Source organism: Streptomyces sp. A0642 (genome assembly GCF_004795105.1).
Taxonomy (GTDB): Bacteria; Actinomycetota; Actinomycetes; order Streptomycetales; family Streptomycetaceae; genus Streptomyces.
On the sequence record NZ_SSBL01000015.1, the window covers coordinates 127,150 to 146,003 of the forward strand.

The 18,854-nt window shown below is 71.9% G+C and carries 15 protein-coding genes; 6 read left to right on the top strand and 9 right to left on the bottom strand.

The annotated features are described in order from the left end of the window. Positions 1–61: 61 nt before the first annotated feature. Both E6R60_RS23790 and E6R60_RS23795 read right to left on the bottom strand, forming a co-directional pair. Positions 62–922 carry a hypothetical protein gene (locus E6R60_RS23790; RefSeq protein WP_136328658.1) on the bottom strand — a complete coding sequence of 287 codons (861 nt, stop codon included), beginning with the start codon at positions 920–922 and terminating at the stop codon, positions 62–64. A gap of 4 nt (positions 923–926) precedes the next feature. Further along, a complete protein-coding gene (locus E6R60_RS23795) occupies positions 927–1,544 on the bottom strand; it encodes a papain-like cysteine protease family protein (protein ID WP_136328659.1) in 618 nt (205 codons plus the stop codon). A gap of 227 nt (positions 1,545–1,771) precedes the next feature. On the opposite strand from E6R60_RS23795, the gene E6R60_RS23800 reads away from it, so the two are divergent. Next, a complete protein-coding gene (locus E6R60_RS23800) occupies positions 1,772–2,698 on the top strand; it encodes a hypothetical protein (protein ID WP_136328660.1) in 927 nt (308 codons plus the stop codon). A 43-nt stretch (positions 2,699–2,741) separates the two neighbouring features. On the opposite strand, the gene E6R60_RS23805 is transcribed toward E6R60_RS23800, so the two are convergent. Then, a complete protein-coding gene (locus E6R60_RS23805; RefSeq protein WP_136328661.1) occupies positions 2,742–3,170 on the bottom strand; it encodes a Rieske (2Fe-2S) protein in 429 nt (142 codons plus the stop codon). Between the two features lie 235 nt (positions 3,171–3,405). Continuing rightward, entirely contained in the window at positions 3,406–6,441 is a 3,036-nt protein-coding gene (uvrA, locus tag E6R60_RS23810; protein ID WP_136328662.1) for an excinuclease ABC subunit UvrA, read from the bottom strand. 175 nt (positions 6,442–6,616) lie between these two features. On the opposite strand from uvrA, the gene E6R60_RS23815 reads away from it, so the two are divergent. Next, a complete protein-coding gene (locus tag E6R60_RS23815) occupies positions 6,617–7,306 on the top strand; it encodes a maleylpyruvate isomerase family mycothiol-dependent enzyme (RefSeq protein ID WP_136328663.1) in 690 nt (229 codons plus the stop codon). Positions 7,307–7,315: 9 nt separating this feature from the next. After that, positions 7,316–7,972 carry an MBL fold metallo-hydrolase gene (locus tag E6R60_RS23820; RefSeq protein WP_136328664.1) on the top strand — a complete coding sequence of 219 codons (657 nt, stop codon included), beginning with the start codon at positions 7,316–7,318 and terminating at the stop codon, positions 7,970–7,972. 55 nt (positions 7,973–8,027) lie between these two features. Here E6R60_RS23820 and E6R60_RS23825 read toward each other — a convergent pair whose 3' ends face one another. The 5 genes from E6R60_RS23825 to E6R60_RS23845 all read right to left on the bottom strand — a co-directional run bounded on the left by E6R60_RS23825 (position 8,028) and on the right by E6R60_RS23845 (position 15,411). Next, the gene (locus E6R60_RS23825) at positions 8,028–9,041 is read right to left on the bottom strand and encodes a TerC family protein (protein ID WP_136328665.1); all 1,014 of its coding nucleotides are present in this window, start codon (positions 9,039–9,041) and stop codon (positions 8,028–8,030) included. Positions 9,042–9,407: 366 nt separating this feature from the next. After that, positions 9,408–11,363, bottom strand: a complete 1,956-nt coding sequence (locus tag E6R60_RS23830; RefSeq protein ID WP_136328666.1) for a TerD family protein — start codon at positions 11,361–11,363, stop codon at positions 9,408–9,410. Between the two features lie 261 nt (positions 11,364–11,624). Further along, positions 11,625–12,203, bottom strand: coding sequence for a TerD family protein (locus tag E6R60_RS23835; RefSeq protein ID WP_136328667.1), 579 nt, complete (start codon positions 12,201–12,203; stop codon positions 11,625–11,627). 131 nt (positions 12,204–12,334) lie between these two features. Next, positions 12,335–14,458 (bottom strand): excinuclease ABC subunit UvrB, encoded by a 2,124-nt coding sequence (gene uvrB / locus E6R60_RS23840; RefSeq protein WP_136328668.1) that lies wholly within the window; start codon positions 14,456–14,458, stop codon positions 12,335–12,337. Positions 14,459–14,520: 62 nt separating this feature from the next. Beyond that, entirely contained in the window at positions 14,521–15,411 is an 891-nt protein-coding gene (locus E6R60_RS23845; protein WP_136328669.1) for an MHYT domain-containing protein, read from the bottom strand. A 213-nt stretch (positions 15,412–15,624) separates the two neighbouring features. On the opposite strand from E6R60_RS23845, the gene E6R60_RS23850 reads away from it, so the two are divergent. The 3 genes from E6R60_RS23850 to E6R60_RS23860 all read left to right on the top strand — a co-directional run bounded on the left by E6R60_RS23850 (position 15,625) and on the right by E6R60_RS23860 (position 18,810). Next, positions 15,625–16,584 (top strand): glycerophosphodiester phosphodiesterase family protein, encoded by a 960-nt coding sequence (locus tag E6R60_RS23850; protein WP_136328670.1) that lies wholly within the window; start codon positions 15,625–15,627, stop codon positions 16,582–16,584. Positions 16,585–16,780: 196 nt separating this feature from the next. Beyond that, a complete protein-coding gene (locus tag E6R60_RS23855; RefSeq protein WP_136328671.1) occupies positions 16,781–17,323 on the top strand; it encodes a methylated-DNA--[protein]-cysteine S-methyltransferase in 543 nt (180 codons plus the stop codon). 188 nt (positions 17,324–17,511) lie between these two features. Next, positions 17,512–18,810, top strand: coding sequence for an MFS transporter (locus E6R60_RS23860; protein WP_136328672.1), 1,299 nt, complete (start codon positions 17,512–17,514; stop codon positions 18,808–18,810). The last annotated feature ends 44 nt before the right edge of the window (positions 18,811–18,854 follow it).

The window sequence follows — 18,854 nt, forward strand, 5'->3', positions numbered from 1 at the left end:
ACACGGGGTGGGGGCACGTGTCCCGGAGCGCGGGGTCAGCGGGCCCGGGCGGGGCCCCCGGTCACCGGTCGCCGCGCCGGCGGCCGCGGGTCCGCAGGGCGGTGACGCCGCAGAGGGCGAGTACGGCGACGGCGCCCGCGGCCGCCGCGGCGGAGGTCGCGGTCAGGGCGGTCTCCGAGGGGGCCGCCGCGGGGGCCTCCGCGGCGATGGCGGGCGCCTGGGCGGACGGGCCGTAGCCGCCGGCCCGGCCCTGGCGGGCGTAGCCGGAGCCGGGAAGCTTGTCCCCGTACGCGGCGCGGACCCGGCTGCGGTAGGCGGCCAGGGTGGTGCCGCCCGCGCCGACCGCGCGGACGGCGTCCCCGTCCAGCGGCAGCACCCGGCCGCCCTTCTGGACGTACCAGGCGTCGATCTGGGGCTCCCGGAACACGGTGCCGCCGGGCAGTGCGCGGGCGCCGGCGGCCGCGTACCGGGCCTCGTCGTCGCCGGTGGCGATGTTCACCACCTGCCAGGCCCCGTCCCCGCCCGGCCCGGGCAGGGTCCAGAGGGATGCCTTCTGCCCGTCCGAGGACACCGCCGTGCTGGCCAGGTACTCCAGAGCGGCGACGGGCGCCCCCGGCTCTCCCGCGACGAAGTCCGCGGACAGGGTGCGTACGGGCACGGCCGCGCCCTGGATCCGGGGCGCGGCCGCCGCCCTGGTGACGGCGCCCTCACGGGCGAAGAACCGGGACAGCGTGTCCAGGGTGGTGGCCTCGGTGGCCGCCTCGTGGGCGGCCGCCAGGGCCCCCGGGGTGGCCGAGGGACCGGTGGCGGCCGCTGCCTGCGGGGCGACCGTGAGCAGGGCGGCTCCGGCCAGTACGGCGCCGCCGGCGAGGGCGGCGGCCAGGGCCCGTGCGGGACGGGACGCGGAACGGGTGGAGGTCATGCCGTCACGCCCCTATCCGGTAGAGCGAGTGGGTCCAGGAGAACTCGCCGTTGTTCACGTACCAGGCGTGCGAGGCCCAGTTGTAGCGGTTGCTGGAAGGCCATGGGTCGCCCCAGTAGACCCAGCTGTTCGCGTCGTCGTACCCGTACAGCACATGCATGTGGCCGCCGCCCGACGACCACTGGATGCGGGTCTCCACCGGCCGTCCGGCGGCGATCTCGGTCTGCACGGTCGGGTAGCGCAGCCAGCCGGTGACGTACGAACCCGGGTTGACGCCGGCCCAGTCCAGACCGTCCTGGACGTTGCCCAGCGAGGCCTGCGAGTTGGGGCACTCGTAGCCCTGGGCCCGGCCGAAGGCGGCGTTGCAGAACTGGTTCTGGGTGGAGGTCCGGCCGAACCAGGTGGCGATGGTGTTGCCGGAGGCGGCCCAGCACCAGTTCGTCTTCTGCTGCGCCTGCATGGTGATGTTCAGCCGCTGGGCGGCGGCGAGGGCGCCCGTCGTCGCGGAGGCGGCGTGGTACGGGTCGGCGGCGGTGGCGGTCGCCGTGGGCGCGCCGAGCAGTACGGCGGCGAGTACCGCTGTCACCGGCATCCGCAGAAGCCGGATTCTTCGGTTGCGCATGGCGTTCCTCCCGGGGAGGGGGGTGGGGGATCCGAGGAGCGCGTCCGGACGCTGCCGAGGAGCATCAACCGTTGTCGGGAACGGGTCAACACGCTTCAATGCGGGGGAACACCGCGGTGTGAACGCCGGTGGCGGGTGTGTGAACGCCCTCCCCCGGCCACCTGCGGCCCCCCACCCGCCGGCGCGGCCCGCCCGTCGTCCGCCGTGAACGTTCACCTGGAGGACCCATGCAGCACACCGAGGCCGAACTGGCGCAGGTGCTGCACACCGGCCCGTTCCATCTGGCGCTGCGCACCGCGCTCTCGGTGCGCGGACTGCCGCTCCAGCGGGTGCAGCACCATCTGGCACACCGCGGCGTCAAGGTCGGTGTGACGAGTCTCAGTTACTGGCAGCAGGGCGCCCGCCGTCCGCAGCGGCCGGAGTCCCTCCGGGCCGTGAAGGCGCTGGAGGAGGTGCTGGAGCTGCCGGCGAACGCGCTGCTCGGGCTGCTCGGCGCCGGGGAGTCCCGCGCGGACACGGACCGCCCGCCGGCCCGCTCGTACCGCTCCCTGGTGGAGGCGTCCGGCACGGTGGAGCGGCTGCTCGCGGCGATGGAGTCACCCGCGGACGGCGGGCTGCACACGGTGGGGCACCAGGAGCGGGTACGGATCGGGGCCGGCCGTCAGATGCGCTACCGGAGCTCGCAGCACGTTGTGCGCTCCCACCGGGACGGCGTGGACCGCTATCTCGCCGTGTACCGCGGCGACCCGGGCTGCGATCCGGCACGGGTCGGGGTGAGCGCCCGGGAGAACTGCCGGACGGGCCGGGTCCGCTGGGACGCGGAGACGGGGGTGCTGGTCGCGGAGCTGCTCTTCGACACCCGGCTGCGGGCGGGCGAGACGTACCTCTTCGGCTACGGCTTCGAGGACGGTACGGGAGGGCCGTGCGACGAGTACGTCCGCGGCTTCACCTTCGGCGGCGGGCAGTACGTGCTGCAGGTCCGGTTCGACGAGGAGGCGCTGCCGGTACGGTGCCGGCGGTTCGCGCAGGTCTCGGCGGGGGCGCCGCGCGGGGCGCGGACCGATCTCACGCTCACCGGCCGGCACCGGACGGTTCATCTCGTCGAACAGGGGGTGCGTCCCGGCCTGGTCGGCATCGACTGGGACTGGGAGTGAGCCGTCATGCCGGACGCGCCCGCCGGAGCGGGGGGACCGTGGGTCAGGCGTCGGGGCCCGCGATCAGCCTGCCGCCTTCGACCCTGACCGGGACGGAGGGCAGCGGGACGGTCGCGGGACCGTGCACGGCCTTGCCGGTCGTGGTGTCGAAGAGGCTGCCGTGGCAGGGGCAGTGGCCCTCGTTCTTCTCGACCTTGTCGAGCAGGCAGCCGGCGTGGGTGCACTGGGCGCTGAACGCCTTGTACTGCCCCTTGGCCGGGCAGCTGACGATGACGCGCTGCTCGCGGTAGAGCTTGGACTCACCGACCGGGATCTCGTCGGGGGCGCCGAGCTCGACGGGCGCGGTGGGGGTCGGCGTCTGGGCGTGCCCGAGCTTCGAGTCGGTCGAGCAGGCCGCCACTCCCAGCCCGGCGACGCCCGCGAGAGCGGCGCCCTTCAGCACGGTGCGGCGGGCGGTGGGCTGGCCGGACATGCGGTCTCCAGGGGTCAGAGGGGAAGGGGCGTCAGGGCTGGCCGGGGCGCCGGGGCGGCAGAGGACAGCGGTGACGTAACCGACGATACCGGCGGAGTCGGACGCCTCCGCGCGCGGGCCGGTGGCACGCGGTCGTGCCTGGTCAGCCCTGGTCGGGACGGGACGGCCACGACCGGACGCGACGAGGCGGCGGCCCCCGGAGGGGACCGCCGCCTCGCGCCGCGTGCTCCTGGCGTCAGGCCTTGCGGGCGCGGGCCGCCTTCTTGGCCGCGGGCTTCTTCGCCGCGGCCGTCCCGGCGGCCTTCGCCGTGGTGGTCTTCGCCGTCGCCGCCTTCCGGGCGGGGGCGGACTTGGCGGCGACCGCCTTCTTCGCCGCCGTCTTCCGCGCCGGCTTGCGGGCCGCGGGCACGGCGGCCTCGCTCACCCGGTCCGCGTCCAGGATGCCCTGGAGGAACTTCCCGGTGTGGCTGGCGGGGACGCCGGCCACGTACTCCGGCGTGCCCTCGGCGATGACCAGACCGCCGCCGTTGCCCCCTTCGGGGCCCATGTCGATGACCCAGTCGGCGGTCTTGATGACATCGAGGTTGTGCTCGATGACGATCACCGAGTTGCCCTTGTCGACCAGGCCGGAGAGCACCTTGATGAGCTTGGAGATGTCCTCGAAGTGCAGACCGGTGGTCGGCTCGTCCAGGACGTAGACCGTGCGCCCGGTGGAGCGCTTCTGGAGCTCGCTGGCCAGCTTCACGCGCTGGGCCTCACCGCCGGAGAGCGTCGGCGCGGACTGGCCGAGCCTGACGTATCCCAGACCGACCTCGTTGAGCGTCCGCAGGTGACGCGCGATGGTCGGGACGGCCTCGAAGAACTCCAGGCCCTCCTCGATCGGCATGTCCAGCACCTCGGCGATGGACTTGCCCTTGTAGTGGACCTCCAGGGTCTCCCGGTTGTAGCGCGCTCCGTGGCAGACCTCGCACGGGACGTACACGTCCGGCAGGAAGTTCATCTCGATCTTGATCGTGCCGTCGCCGGAGCAGTTCTCGCAGCGGCCGCCCTTGACGTTGAAGGAGAACCGGCCCGGCAGATAGCCGCGGACCTTGGCCTCCATCGTCTCCGCGAACAGCCGGCGGACGTGGTCGAAGACACCGGTGTACGTGGCCGGGTTGGACCGGGGGGTACGACCGATGGGCGACTGGTCGACGTGCACCACCTTGTCGACGAGGTCGTCCCCGTCGACCCGGGTGTGCCGGCCGGGCACCGACTTGGCGCCGTTCAGCTCACGCGCCAGGTGGGTGTAGAGGATGTCGTTGACCAGCGTCGACTTCCCCGAGCCGGAGACACCGGTCACGGCGGTCAGGACGCCGAGGGGGAAGGAGACGTCGATGTCCTGGAGGTTGTTCTCGCGGGCGCCGTGGACCGTGAGCAGACGCGCCGGGTCGACGGGACGCCGGACCTCCGGCATCTCGATCGACCTCTTGCCGGTCAGGTACTGACCGGTGATCGACTTGTCGTTGGCCAGCAGCTCCTTGAGCGACCCCGAGTGGACCACCTTGCCGCCGTGCTCGCCGGCACCGGGGCCGATGTCGACGACCCAGTCGGCCACCTTGATGGTGTCCTCGTCGTGCTCGACGACGATGAGCGTGTTGCCCATGTCGCGGAGCCGGACCAGGGTCTCGATCAGCCGGTGGTTGTCGCGCTGGTGGAGCCCGATGGACGGCTCGTCCAGCACGTACAGCACGCCGACCAGGCCGGAGCCGATCTGGGTGGCGAGCCGGATGCGCTGGGCCTCTCCGCCGGACAGGGTGCCCGCCGCGCGGTTCAGGGACAGGTAGTCGAGGCCCACGTCGACCAGGAACTTCAGCCGCTCGTTGACCTCCTTGAGGACCCGCTCGGCGATCTTCTTGTCGCGGGCGTTCAGCTTCAGGCGGCCGAGGAACTCGGCGCACTCGCTGATCGACATCGCGGCGACCTGGGCGATGGACTTCTCCATCACCGTGACCGCGAGGACGATCGGCTTGAGCCGGGTGCCCTCACAGGTCGGACAGGGCACCTCGCGCATGTAGCCCTCGAAGCGCTCCCTGCTGGAGTCGCTCTCCGCCTCCGAGTGCCGGCGCTTGACGAACTGCACCGCGCCCTCGAAGGAGGGCGTGGTGTAGGCGCGCTCGCGCCCGTACCGGTTGCGGTAGCGGACCTCGGTCTGGATCTTGTGGCCGAAGAGCAGGGCCTTCTTGGCGCGCTGCGGCAGCCCGGCCCAGGGGATGTCGGTACGGAACCCGAGGGCTTCGGCCAGGGCGTTGATCTGGCGGCCGAAGTACTCCTTGGTGTGGCCGTGCGACCAGGGGTGGATCGCGCCCTCGTCGAGGGACTTGTCCTCGTCCGGGACGATCAGCTCCGGGTCGACCTCCATCCGCGTGCCGATACCCGTGCAGTCGGGGCAGGCGCCGAAGGGGGAGTTGAAGGAGAAGGAGCGCGGCTCCAGCTCCTCGAAGGAGAGGTCGTCGTAGGGGCAGTAGAGGTGCTCGGAGTACATCCGCTCACGCTCGGGGTCGTCCTCGGGGAGGTCGACGAAGTCGAGCACGACCATGCCGCCGGAGAGGCCGAGCGCGGTCTCGACCGAGTCGGTCAGCCGGCGCTTGGCGCTGTCCTTGACCGTGAGGCGGTCGATGACCACCTCGATAGTGTGCTTCTCCTGCTTCTTGAGCGTGGGCGGCTCGGAGAGCTGGATGGTCGCGCCGTCGACCCTGGCCCTGCTGTATCCCTTGGTCTGCAGGTCGGCGAAGAGGTCGACGAACTCGCCCTTGCGCTCGCGCACCAGCGGTGAGAGCACCTGGAAGCGGCTGCCCTCGGGCAGGCCGAGGACCTTGTCCACGATGGCCTGCGGCGACTGGCGCGAGATCGGGCGGTGGCACTCGGGGCAGTGCGGCTTGCCGATCCTCGCGAAGAGCAGCCGGAGGTAGTCGTAGACCTCCGTGATGGTGCCGACCGTCGAGCGCGGGTTGCGCGAGGTCGACTTCTGGTCGATGGAGACGGCGGGCGACAGGCCCTCGATGAAGTCGACGTCCGGCTTGTCCATCTGGCCGAGGAACTGCCGGGCGTACGAGGAGAGGGACTCCACGTAGCGCCGCTGGCCCTCGGCGAAGATCGTGTCGAACGCGAGCGACGACTTGCCCGACCCGGAGAGCCCGGTGAAGACGATGAGGGAGTCGCGGGGGAGGTCGAGCGAGACGTTCTTGAGGTTGTGCTCGCGAGCGCCACGGACGATGAGACGGTCGGTCACGCCGGTCCGCACCTTTCTAGAGGGAAGCGGGGGAACTGAGCCCCTGCCCCAGGGTATGGGGGGTGCCACAGCGGTGTACGAAGCTTTCGACTCCGAGCGTATAGCACGCGCATTCGATTTACGGACGGCTGAGAACTCCTTCACCCGAATGAGTGGCGGGGCTAGGCTCGGCCCCATGACTGATCATGCGTACGACCTGGCAGCACTCCGGGAAGCGACCGACCGGCTGCTCAGCGCCACGGAGAAACTGGACGACGCGGCACTCGCCGAACCGTCGCGGCTCCCGGGCTGGAGCCGGGGTCATGTCGTCGCGCACCTCTCACGTAACGCCGACGCGCTGGCAAATGTTCTCCGAGGCCGGCCGATGTACGCAGACAGCGAAACCCGGGACCGCGACATCGAGCGCGACGCGCCCCGGCCGCAGGCCGAGCAGCTGGCCGACCTGGCCGCGAGCGCGGACCGCTTCCTCGCGGCCGCCGCCGTGCCGGCGGACTGGTCCCGCACGGTGGAACTGCGCAACGGCGTGACGGACGCGGCGTCCCGGGTCCCCTTCCGCCGCCGCGGCGAGGTCGAGCTGCACCACGTCGACCTGGGGGTCGGCTACGAGCTGGAGGACCTGCCGGACGAGTTCACCGCGCGGGAGATCGACTTCCTGGCCGAGCGCTTCACCGGACATCCCGCGGTCGTCCCGTCGGGTCTGGCCGACCACACGGGCCGCACCTGGACGACCGGCGGCGGCGCGGAGGGCGGGTCCGTCGTGGTCCGCGGCACGGCGTCCGATCTGCTCGGATGGCTGAGCGGGCGGCGTGACGGGTCCGCCCTGGCCGTCGAAGGCGGAGCCCTTCCCGCGCTGCCCCCGCTATAGGCTGAGGACATGACGTACAGCGGAGCGGTCAAGGTCGGCGGGCGGGCTGACGTACACGAGCTCACCGATCTGATGATCTCCAAGGTCGCCGTCGGCGCGATGAACAACAACGCGTACCTGCTGCGCTGCCGGGCCACCGGGGAGCAGCTCCTGATCGACGCGGCCGCCGAGGCCGGCACCCTGCTGCGGCTGATCGGTGACGACTCGATCGCCTCGGTCGTCACCACCCACCGGCACGGCGACCACTGGCAGGCACTCGGCGAGGTGGTGGCGGCCACCGGGGCGCGCACGTACGCCGGACACTTCGACGCCGAGGGGATCCCGGTCGCCACCGACGTGCTCGTCGAGGACGGCGACACGATCCGGGTGGGGCGGGTCGCGCTCACCGCGCGCCATCTGACCGGCCACACCCCGGGGTCCATCGCGCTCGTCTACGACGACCCGCACGGCGCTCCGCACCTGTTCACCGGGGACTGCCTCTTCCCGGGCGGGGTCGGCAACACCTTCGGGGACCCCGAGGCGTTCGTGAGCCTGCTGCACGACGTGGAGACCAAGCTCTTCGGCGCGCTGCCCGACGAGACCTGGGTCTATCCGGGCCACGGGCACGACACCACACTCGGTGACGAGCGACCGCGGCTGCCCGAATGGCGCGCACGGGGCTGGTGACACGGCGGGGCGGTGCCGGGTGCGCGGACCGCGCACCCGGCACCGCCCGTCTCGGTCAGGCGTCTATGCCGGCGCCCTTGTCCACGGTTTCCCCGGACTTCCCCGCCTCGACGGCGGCGTCCGCCTCGGCCTGCTTCTTGTTGGCGATCAGGCTGGTGATCGTGGTGATCACGAGCACCCCGCAGATGACGCCCAGCGAGACCGGGATGGAGATCTCGGGGACGTGCACCCCGGACTCGTGGAGCGCGTGCAGCACGAGCTTGACGCCGATGAAGCCGAGGATGACCGACAGCCCGTAGCTGAGGTGGACCAGCTTCTTGAGCAGGCCGCCGATCAGGAAGTACAGCTGCCGCAGCCCCATCAACGCGAAGGCGTTGGCGGTGAACACGATGTACGGGTCCTGGGTCAGGCCGAAGATCGCGGGGATGGAGTCCAGCGCGAACAGCACATCGGTGGTGCCGATGGCGAGCATGACGACCATCAGGGGCGTCAGGACGCGCTTGCCGTTGTTGCGGATGAAGAGCTTGGTGCCGTGGTAGCGGTCGGCGACACCGAAGCGGCGCTCGATGTTCTTGAGGAGGCGGTTCTCCTCGAACTCCTCTTCCTCCTCGTCGGCCCGCGCCTCCTGGATCAGCTTCCAGGCGGTGTAGATCAGGAACGCGCCGAAGATGTAGAAGACCCAGGAGAAGTTGGCGATGACCGCGGCGCCGGCGGCGATGAAGATCGCCCTCAGCACCAGTGCGATCAGCACGCCCACGAGCAGCACCCGCTGCTGGAGATGGGAGGGCACCGAGAACTTCGCCATGATGAGCACGAAGACGAAGAGGTTGTCGACGCTCAGCGATTTCTCGGTGATGAAGCCGGCGAAGAACTCGCCCGATGCCTGGCTCTCACCGAACACGAGCAGGCCGAGCCCGAAGAGGGCGGCCAGCGCGATCCAGACGATCGTCCAGATTCCGGCTTCCTTGGTCGAGACGTCATGGGGCTTGCGCCCGATGAAGAAGTCGACGGCGATGAGGGCGCTCAGACCAAGAATGGTCAGCGCCCAGAGGGTCCATGAAACGTCCACTGCGCCTCCGGCAGTTCGCTACGGCTACTGATCAGCGTCGTCGCTGCCGGAGGTCTCTTCCACCCGGGCGCACGGGACTGCGCGCCTGGGCCGGCGCCCCGGGACCGGTCACAGTCCGTACTGACGGGAACGCCGCGATCGGGAGTACTCCCCTCCGCCCAAAGAACAGTACAGGAATCACCAAGGAAAGGTAAAGAGAAGGGTAAGGAGGCGCCAAAATGCCAGGTGGCGAGGGAAAGGGGCCGACCCGCCGGGCGGGTGGCTCAGCGTGCCCGGTGCGGCGGGAGGCTCGTGGCGGGAGGCGGGGAGCGAGTGGCGGGAAGCGGGAAGCGAGTTGCGGGTGACGGGAGGCGGGAGCCGGGCGGCTCAGCGATGCCCGGTGCGTCGTGCGGCGGCCACCCGCTCCAGCACCTGCGCCAGCACGCTGCTGCCGGGCGGGGTGGCCGGCGGCTCGTACGTCCAGGCGTGGCCGACCCAGGGGTCGGCCAGGTGGTCGTCGGCGACGGGCGTGACGCGGAGCAGGGACCGCCACAGCGGGTCGAGCACCGGACCGTACGCGGAGGCGTCCTCGCGGTCCGCGACCATCATGAGATGCACGCCTACGGACGGCCCCTCGTCGGCGAGATACCGCAACTGGGTGACGGCACGGTCGTCGAAGCCGTGCGGGAAGTCGTTGACGATCAGCAACTGCTCGGCGGGGTCCAGGTCGGGCGGAAGCGCATCGGAGGCTCCGGCCCTGATCGCCATCTGCACGAGGTCGACCCGCCGGGTGAGGCGGGCGAGGACCGAGGACACCCCGCCCGCCCCGGACGCGGGCGGGCTCGCGAGGACCCCGGCGCCGACCAGCGGGGCCAGGGCCGCGGCGCCGGAGCCGGCCGGGTCGATGACATGAACGGAGAACTCGTTGGGCGGGTAGACGGCGAGCATCCGCGCCGCGTGGAGGACGGCGCTCTCCATGGCCAGCCGGCGCAGCTGGTCCGGACCGGTCAGGGCGGCGGCCTCCGACGCCGTGCGCCCGCTGTCGATCCACATGCCGCGCTCCAGCGGCAGCCGGACGAGGAGCGGGATGCTCAGCCCGGCGCTCTCGGGCAGATGGAGGTCACCGATCCGCAGGGCCATGGGGATCTCCATCGGGACCCGGTAGGCGTGCCAGACGGGGTTGTCCCAGCCGGCGTACGCGGCGGGGAGCGCCGGTTCCACCACGGCGGACTCGGCGGCGAGCTGGGCGAGGTCGCGGTCCAGTGCCTCGCGGGCGCGGCCGGTCAGCTCGTCGCGCTTGGCGCGGGCCTGCTCACGGGCGCGGTCCCCCGCGCCGCCGATCCGGCTGCGCGGATCGGACAGGGTGCGCTCCAGCTCCTGGTCCATCCGGGACTCGGCGAAGTCGACGGCGCTGCGGTAGGCGGCCGTGGCCCGGGCCAGGTCCTCGAACATGCCCCAGACCTGGTTGTACAGGCGCTCCTCCATGGACCACCCGGTGGCGTCCCCGGCCACGGGGGTCGCGGGCCGGCCCGGCTCGGCCGGGGGCGCCGTGGGCGGAGGCGGCGGGGGTGCGGTCGCCTCACGGCGGGGGTGCGCGTAATCGATGAGTCCCCCTGCGGAAGGGGTGGAGGGGGTGACCGGCGCGGTGGGCGCGGAGGACGGCTCGTCCAGGGGGCCGGGCTGCGGGGTGGCCTGCGTTCTGCCCTCGCCCTGGGGCGACGCGGGATGCGCGGCGTGCGTGACCCGGCCGCCCTCCGGGGCGCGGGGCGGGGGCGGGGCCACCGAGCGGGCCAGACCGCGGGCGACCGCTTCCTGGATCGACCTCGCCAGTTCGGCCGCACCGGCCACGCCCTGGTCGGCGAGCATCGCGGCCAGGCCGCCGGCGTAGCCCTGGCCGACCGCGCGGACCTTCCAGGCCCCCTGTCGGCGGTAGAGCTCCAGCGCGGTCACCGCCGACTCGGTGTCCAGACCCGTCAGGGTGAACGTGGCGATCTCCGTGCCGTCGAGGCCGGTGACCGCGACGAACGGCGAGGCGACGGCCCCGAACCGGGTCGGGCCGCCCGCCTGCAGCGGCAGCGCCAGCAGCACCGTGACCCGGTGCACCGCCTCGGCCAAGGCGTCGAGGTCGACCGCGAGGCGGTGCTCGGCCGCGGCCTGCCTGGACACCTCCAGCCCCGGCAGCTGCGGAGACCCGGGGTGGGCTATCCACTCCACGCCGTGCACCGTGCCGTGCTCGTCCCCGAGCGTGGCACCGGCCACCACGGGCGTGCCGGCCGAAACCCGGATCTCCAGACGGGTCTGGGGCAACGTGTGGTTCTGCCCCCGGACCAGCTCGGCCGTCATTGCCCTGTCCCCTCGACGAGTTGCTACTGCGCGCTGCGGTGTCCTGCGGTCGCCCATGGCGCCCTGCCGTGCGGCCCGCTCCGGCGCCGGGCCGGTGCTGGGCCGGTGCCGGTGCTGCGATGCGGGCAGCTCCCGGCGGACGATGCCGCCGGGAGCTGCGCGTCATGATGCGGACCCGGGACGCGTGGCGAAAGGAGCGCCCTCCGCCCGAACGGCGGGCAGGCGGGACTCTCGTAACGCGCCCGATGGGTCCGGAGCTGCCTACAGGTGCGGCAGGATCGCCGGCATGAGGTCCTGGAAGGTGCGGCCGTTGGCCGGGGTGCCGATGGCGGTCATCTGCCACCCGTTCCCCGAACGGTGCACCTTCGCCATGATCTGGGCGGTGTACTGCCCGCCGCCGTCCAGCGTGTAGCGGGCGAGCTCCTGGCCATTCGTCTCGTCCACGATGCGGCAGAAGGCGTTCTGCACTTCCTGGAACGTCTGGCCGGTGAAGGAGTTCACCGTGAAGACGATCTGGTCGATGTGGACCGGCACCCGCTGGAGGTCGACCAGGATCGCCTCGTCGTCGCCGCCCGAGCCGGCGCCGCCGACCAGGTTGTCCCCGGTGTGCTTGACCGAGCCGTCGTCACTGACGAGGTGCCGGAAGAACACGACGTCGACCGGCTGCTTGTCGGCGAACAGGACCGCCGAGGCGTCCAGGTCGATCTCCCGGGTGCGTGAGCCGAACAGACCGCGGCGCGGAGCCGCCTGCCAGCCGAGCCCCATCCGTACCGCGGTCAGGGTCCCCCCGTCGCTCTTCTGCAGGCTGATGGCCTGACCCTTGGTCATATTGACCGTCACGCGCTGTCCCCTCTCCGCTGTCCCCGCAACCGTCCTTGCGCGGTTTTCCAGCACCCTACGCATTCCCCCCGCCGACGCAGCCGGCGCGAGCCGTTTTGTGTCGGTCTTGCAACACACCGGGCGCGGCGGCGTCAGGACAGGCCCGCCTCCCGCATCTGGCGCAACTCCTTCTTCAACTCCCCCACCTCGTCACGCAGTCGCGCGGCCACCTCGAACTGCAGGTCGGCGGCTGCCGCACGCATCCGGTCGGTCATCTCCTCGATGATCCCGGCCAGCTCGGCGGCCGGCCGGTCGGTGACCGCCGCCTTGCCCGCGCCGGCCTTCCCCTTCGAGGCACCGGCTTTGATGCCCAGAGTGGGGACGGGCGCCTTGGACCCCTTGGTCTGCCGGTAGCCGGTGCCGAGCAGCTGCTCGGTGTCGACCTCCTCGCGGGCGATCGTCGCGACGATGTCGTTGATCTTCTTGCGCAGCGGCTGCGGGTCGAGTCCGCGCTCGGTGTTGTACGCGATCTGCTTCTCACGGCGGCGGTTGGTCTCGTCGATGGCCTGTGCCATCGCCGGGGTGATCTTGTCCGCGTACATATGGACCTGGCCCGACACGTTGCGCGCCGCGCGTCCGACGGTCTGGATCAGCGAGGTCGCCGAGCGCAGGAAGCCCTGCTTGTCGGCGTCGAGGATGGCCACGAGCGACACCTCGGGCAGGTCGAGGCCCTCGCGCAGGAGGTTGATCCCGACCAGGACGTCGTACTCCCCCGAGCGCAGCTCCCGCAGCAGTTCGATACGGCGCAGGGTGTCGACGTCGCTGTGGAGGTAGCGGACCTGGATGCCCAGCTCCAGGAAGTAGTCGGTGAGGTCCTCCGACATCTTCTTCGTGAGGGTGGTGACCAGGACCCGCTCGTCCTTCTCGGTGCGCTTGCGGATCTCGTGCACCAGGTCGTCGATCTGGCCCTCGGTGGGCTTGACGACGATCTCCGGGTCGACGAGGCCGGTGGGCCGGATGATCTGCTCCACGAAACCGTCGCCCCGGGAGAGCTCGTACTTGCCGGGGGTGGCGGAGAGGTAGACCGTCTGGTTGATCCGCTTGAGGAACTCCTCCCACTTCAGCGGCCGGTTGTCCAGCGCCGAGGGCAGCCGGAAACCGTGGTCGACGAGGGTCCGCTTGCGGGAGGCGTCCCCCTCGTACATCGCGCCGATCTGCGGCACCGTGACGTGCGACTCGTCCAGGACGAGGAGGAAGTCCTCGGGGAAGTAGTCGAGGAGGGTGTGCGGGGCGGTGCCGGGGTCGCGGTCGTCGAAGTGCATCGAGTAGTTCTCGACGCCGGAGCAGGTGCCGATCTGGCGGAGCATCTCGATGTCGTACGTCGTACGCATGCGAAGGCGCTGGGCCTCCAGCATCTTGCCCTGCTTCTCCAGCTCTGCGAGGCGCTCCTCCAGCTCCCGCTCGATCCGCCCGACCGCCTTCTCCATGCGCTCGGGACCCGCGACGTAGTGGCTGGCGGGAAAGACGTGGAGCGAACGGTCCTCGCTGATGATCTCGCCGGTGAGCGGGTGGAGCGTGGAGAGCGCCTCGATCTCGTCACCGAACATCTCGATGCGGACGGCGAGCTCCTCGTAGACCGGGAAGATCTCGATGGTGTCGCCGCGGACCCGGAAGGTGCCCCGGGTGAACGCGAGGTCGTTGCGGGTGTACTGCATCTCGACGAAGCGGCGCAGCAACTGGTCGCGGTCCATCTCGTCGCCCACCTTGAGCTGGACCATCCGGTCCACGTACTCCTGTGGGGTACCGAGGCCGTAGATGCAGGACACGGAGGCGACCACCACGACGTCCCGCCGGGTGAGCAGCGAATTCGTGGCGGAGTGGCGGAGGCGCTCGACCTCCTCGTTGATCGAGGAGTCCTTCTCGATGTAGGTGTCCGACTGCGGGACGTACGCCTCGGGCTGGTAGTAGTCGTAGTACGAGACGAAGTACTCGACCGCGTTGTTCGGCAGGAGCTCGCGGAACTCGTTGGCCAGCTGGGCGGCGAGGGTCTTGTTCGGCGCCATCACGAGGGTGGGGCGCTGGAGCTTCTCGATCATCCAGGCGGTGGTCGCCGATTTACCGGTGCCGGTCGCGCCGAGGAGGACCACGTCCTTCTCGCCCGCCCGGACGCGCCGCTCCAGGTCGGCGATGGCCGCGGGCTGGTCGCCACTGGGCTGGTAGGGACTGACGACCTCGAAAGGCGCCACCGAGCGTTCGATCTTCGAAACGGGCCGCATGCAACCACCGTACGACCCCCCACTGACAACGGGGCCGGGACGGCGCTCGCGGCGGCCTCACATCACCAGTCCTGGGGCTCCGCGGGCTCCCGGCGCTGGGAGTGGAACGAGGCCGGATCGGCGTGCGTGCCGAACCGGGGCACCTGGCGCTGGACCGGGATTCCGGGGGCCCTGTCCCCGTGGCCGGCCGCGGGGTCGTTCCAGTCCGGAGTGCCCATGACGACCAGGGGGTCGAACATCACGACCACGGCGGCCAGCACCAGGAAGCAGGCCGGGCCGATCAGCAGGGGGACGAGCAGCGCGGTCGCACTGTCGCCCGAGCCGCCGGCGGGGGCGGTCGGGGCGGCGGGGTGCAGGTGGACCCTGAGGGCGGCCATGCCGGTGTAGTGCATGCCGCTCACCGCGACACCCATCACGACGCTGGCGCCCAGGCTGGGCAGGAAGCCGTGGATGGAGACGGCGGCCCAGAGTGCGGCGGTCGAGGCGACCACGGCGATCACGACCGAGAGCGACACGGTGATCGTGTCGTACTCGAACTGCCCATCAAGCCGCATGCCCGCCATGCCGAGGTAGTGCATGGAGGCCACGCCGAGTCCGGTGATCGTTCCTCCCGTCACCAGCGCCATGGGGGTGGCGCCGCGGTACCCGACCAGGAAGATCCCGACGCCGACCATCACGATCGCGATGCCGAGGCTGGCGAAGGTGACCGGCTTGTCGTAGCCGATCGGCACCTCCTCGACGGTGAAACCCACCATCGCGATGAAGTGCATCGTCCAGATCCCGGAGCCTATGGAGGTCGCGCCCAGAGCCAGCCAGCCGGCCTTGAAGGACCGCTCGGTGCGCAGCGACCGGGTGGTGCAGCGCAGGCCCAGGGCCGCGCCGAGACACGCCATGAGGAACGCGGCCACGGGAGTGACCGCTCCGTAGCCGAACCCGTCGATTGTGCCCTGCATGCTCGTACGCCCTTTTCGCAGAAGCCCGGGTTCGGATGACCCTGAGGCGCAAGGCCCGGCAACAAACAGAAGAGCTGCATTTTATCGACAGGGGCGGCCGTCCGTGACCCGGTCCCCGAGCTGCGTTCATGTGATGGCTACCCTTCACCTGTCCCGCGTTCCGGGACGGCTGGGACCCTCGGGTCGTCCGCACCTCAGACCCAAGGAGTCCCCGTGCGCGCAGGCGCCGCAACCGCCTCTGTCGCTGCCGCCGTCCTGCTGGGGGCCGGCACGCTGGTGCTGGCCACGACCACCGGCACCCCGGCGGGGGGCGGCGGCGCCCGTCCCGCGGCAGCGGCCCGCCCGGCTGCCGCCGACACAGGGGCCCGGCCGGCGGGGGAACCGGCCCGGAGCCGGGCGGCCGCCCCGCTCGTCATCGCCCACCGGGGCGCGTCGGCGTACGCGCCGGAGAACACCCTGGCCGCCGTGGACAAGGCCGACGCCCTGGGTTTCGACTGGGTGGAGAACGACGTCCAGCTGACCCGGGACGGCGTACTGGTCGTCATCCACGACACCGGCCTGAAGCGGACCACGGATGCCGAGGAGGTCTTCCCCGACCGTGCGCCGTGGGCGGTCAAGGACTTCACCGCCGCCGAGATCGCCCGCCTGGACGCGGGCAGCTGGTTCGGTCCGGAGTACGCCGGGGCCCGGGTGCCCACGCTCCAGCAGTATCTGCGGCGGATCGGACGCAACGGCCAGAACCTGCTCCTGGAGATCAAGAGTCCCGAGACCTACCCCGGAATCGAGCGGGCGACGCTGCGGGTCCTGGGCCAGGAGGGATGGCTCGACCGCGAGCACGTCCGCAGCCGCCTGGTGATCCAGAGCTTCGGGGCCGGCAGCGTGCGCAAGGTGCACGAGCAGCGCCCCGACGTCATCACGGCCCTCCTCGGCACTCCGGCCGTCGCCGACCTTCCCTCGTACGCCGCGTTCACCGACCGGATCAACCCGTCGCAGGCGTCGGTCTCCCGCGCGTACGTGGCGGCGGTGCACGCGCTGAAGGGCCCCCACGGCAAGCGGCTCCAGGTCAACGCCTGGACGGTGAACAACGCGGCGCAGGCGCTGCGGATGGCCCGTCACGGCGTGGACGGCATCCTCACCAACAGGCCTGACGTGGTGCGCAAGGCCACCGGCTGACCGCCCGGAAAGCGCCCTGGCCACCGCCCCCGCTACACCGGCTGAGGTCGGAAAGCGTCGCGACCACCGCCCCCGCTCCACCGGCTGACCGCCCGGGGAGCGGATGCGGCCGGCCCCCGCTCCGCCGGCTGACCGCTCGGAGAGCTCATGGCGGCGACCGCCGACCGTTGTCAGTGGCCGGCCGTACGGTGGTCCCATGAACAGCAACGGGGTCGTCGAGTGGGCCGTCGTCGACAGCGACATCGGGCCGCTCATGCTGGCCGCGACCGATACCGGCCTGGTGACCGTGGTCTTCCACGCCCGGCCGGCGGTCCGGGACCGCGCGCTCGAGCGGTTGGCCGCCCGGCTCGGCGCGGAGCCCGTCGAGGCGCCCGGCTCCGCACGCCTCGCCGAGCCGATACGCCAGCTCGCGGCGTACTTCGCGGGCACATTGCGGGACTTCTCGCTCGATCTGGACTGGTCGCTGACCAGCGGGTTCAACCGCCAGGTGCTGCGCGAGCTGGCTGCGGGCGTGCCGTACGGCGCGGTGGCGGGGTACGGGGACCTCGCCGACCGGGTGGGCCAGCCGGGGGCGGCCCAGGCGGTCGGCGCTGCCATGGGGTCCAACCCGTTGCCCGTGGTGGTGCCCTGCCACCGGGTGGTGGAGAGCGACGGAGGGCTCGGCGGCTTCGGCGGCGGACTGGAGACCAAGCGGCAGCTGCTGGCCCTGGAGGGCGTGCTGCCGCAGCCCCTGTTCTGACCCGGGCGAGTGGGACGGCTGAGGAGACGGTCGGCCGACCGTCGGGCTGATCGGGCCCATGAGACCGACCGGCCCAGCGGCCCGTACCCACCGGCCCTGTCCGGGCGCCTCCGCCGGGCCGCTACCCGGCCGCACCCCCACCGCACGCTCCGTTCCGTGTGTCCGGGCCCTCCTGGCACACTGCGTCGGTGACCAACATCCTCGACGCTTCCGAGACCCCGGGCGAACCGATTCCGGCCAAGGGCGTCACCGCGGCCGACCTGCCCGGACTCCGGCGCCGGACCTCCGCCGTGCTCATCGCAAGCCAGATACTCGGCGGCCTCGGCGTGCCCATCGGCATCGCCCTGGCCCCGGTGCTGGCCACGCGGGTGAGCGGCTCCGAAGCGCTCTCGGGCCTCGCGCCCACCGCGTCGGTGACCGGCACGGCCCTGCTGTCGCTGCCGCTGGCCGCGCTGATGACCTCGCGCGGCCGCCGCCCCGGACTCGTGCTGGCGTATCTGATCGGCGCGCTGGGCGCGGGTCTCGTGGTGCTGGCGACCGTGGTGGAGAGCTTCCCCCTGCTGCTGCTCGGCATGGCCGGGTTCGGCGCCGGTTCCTCGGCCAACCTTCAGGCCAGGTTCGCCGCCGCCGATCTGGCCGAACCCGACCGGCGCGGGCGGGCGATCTCGACCGTCATCTGGGCCACCACCATCGGCTCGGTGCTCGGGCCCAACATCGCGGCCCCGGCGGGCCGGGTCTTCCGCGGCACCGCCGTCTCGGAGACGGCCGGCCCCTTCGTCTGGGCCGCCGGCATCTTCCTGCTCGCCGCCGTCGTGGTCGCGACGCTGCTGCGACCCGACCCCCTGCTCACCGCCCGGTCTCTGGCCCCGCAGGAGAGCCGGTCCGCCGGGGGCCGTTCGCTGCGCGCGGGCGCCGCGGCCGTGCGGGCATCGCCCATGGCCCGGCTGGCTCTGGTGACCGTCACGGTCTCGCACACCGCGATGGTCTCGATCATGGTGATGACGCCGGTCGACCTCGGCCACCACGGGGCGGACCTCCAGCTGATCGGCCTCGTGATCAGCGGCCACATCGCCGGGATGTACGCGTTCTCCCCGGTGATGGGCTGGCTTTCGGACCGCTTCGGCCGCCTGACCGTCATCGGGCTGGCCGCCGGACTGCTCGCCCTCGCCGCCCTTCTCGCGGGTACCGCGGGCTCCTCGCACGGCCGGACCGCGGCCGGCCTGTTCGTGCTCGGACTCGGCTGGTCCGCGGGACTGGTCGCGGGTTCGGCGCTGCTCACCGACTCCGTGCCCCAGGCCGCACGCGCGGCGGTGCAAGGGCTGTCCGACCTCGCCATGAACGCCTCGGCGGGCATCGGCGGCGCGGCCGCCGGGGTGATCGTCTCCCAGGCCGGCTACGGCTGGCTCAACGTGACCGGAGCATGCCTCTTGCTGCCGATGGCGGCGCTGGCCCTGCGCAGGACCCTCGCCGGCCGCGCCCCCGCCTGAACCCGGCCCGCCGGGCGGAACCCCCCGGCGAGCGGGCTGTCCGA

Bases quoted from the DNA above. Each gene is read 5' to 3' on its own strand.
- E6R60_RS23790 (WP_136328658.1), bottom strand. From the start codon at position 922: ATGACCTCCACCCGTTCCGCGTCCCGTCCCGCACGGGCCCTGGCCGCC.
- E6R60_RS23795 (WP_136328659.1), bottom strand. From the start codon at position 1,544: ATGCGCAACCGAAGAATCCGGCTTCTGCGGATGCCGGTGACAGCGGTA.
- E6R60_RS23800 (WP_136328660.1), top strand. From the start codon at position 1,772: ATGCAGCACACCGAGGCCGAACTGGCGCAGGTGCTGCACACCGGCCCG.
- E6R60_RS23805 (WP_136328661.1), bottom strand. From the start codon at position 3,170: ATGTCCGGCCAGCCCACCGCCCGCCGCACCGTGCTGAAGGGCGCCGCT.
- E6R60_RS23815 (WP_136328663.1), top strand. From the start codon at position 6,617: ATGACTGATCATGCGTACGACCTGGCAGCACTCCGGGAAGCGACCGAC.
- E6R60_RS23820 (WP_136328664.1), top strand. From the start codon at position 7,316: ATGACGTACAGCGGAGCGGTCAAGGTCGGCGGGCGGGCTGACGTACAC.
- E6R60_RS23830 (WP_136328666.1), bottom strand. From the start codon at position 11,363: ATGACGGCCGAGCTGGTCCGGGGGCAGAACCACACGTTGCCCCAGACC.
- uvrB (WP_136328668.1), bottom strand. From the start codon at position 14,458: ATGCGGCCCGTTTCGAAGATCGAACGCTCGGTGGCGCCTTTCGAGGTC.
- E6R60_RS23845 (WP_136328669.1), bottom strand. From the start codon at position 15,411: ATGCAGGGCACAATCGACGGGTTCGGCTACGGAGCGGTCACTCCCGTG.
- E6R60_RS23855 (WP_136328671.1), top strand. From the start codon at position 16,781: ATGAACAGCAACGGGGTCGTCGAGTGGGCCGTCGTCGACAGCGACATC.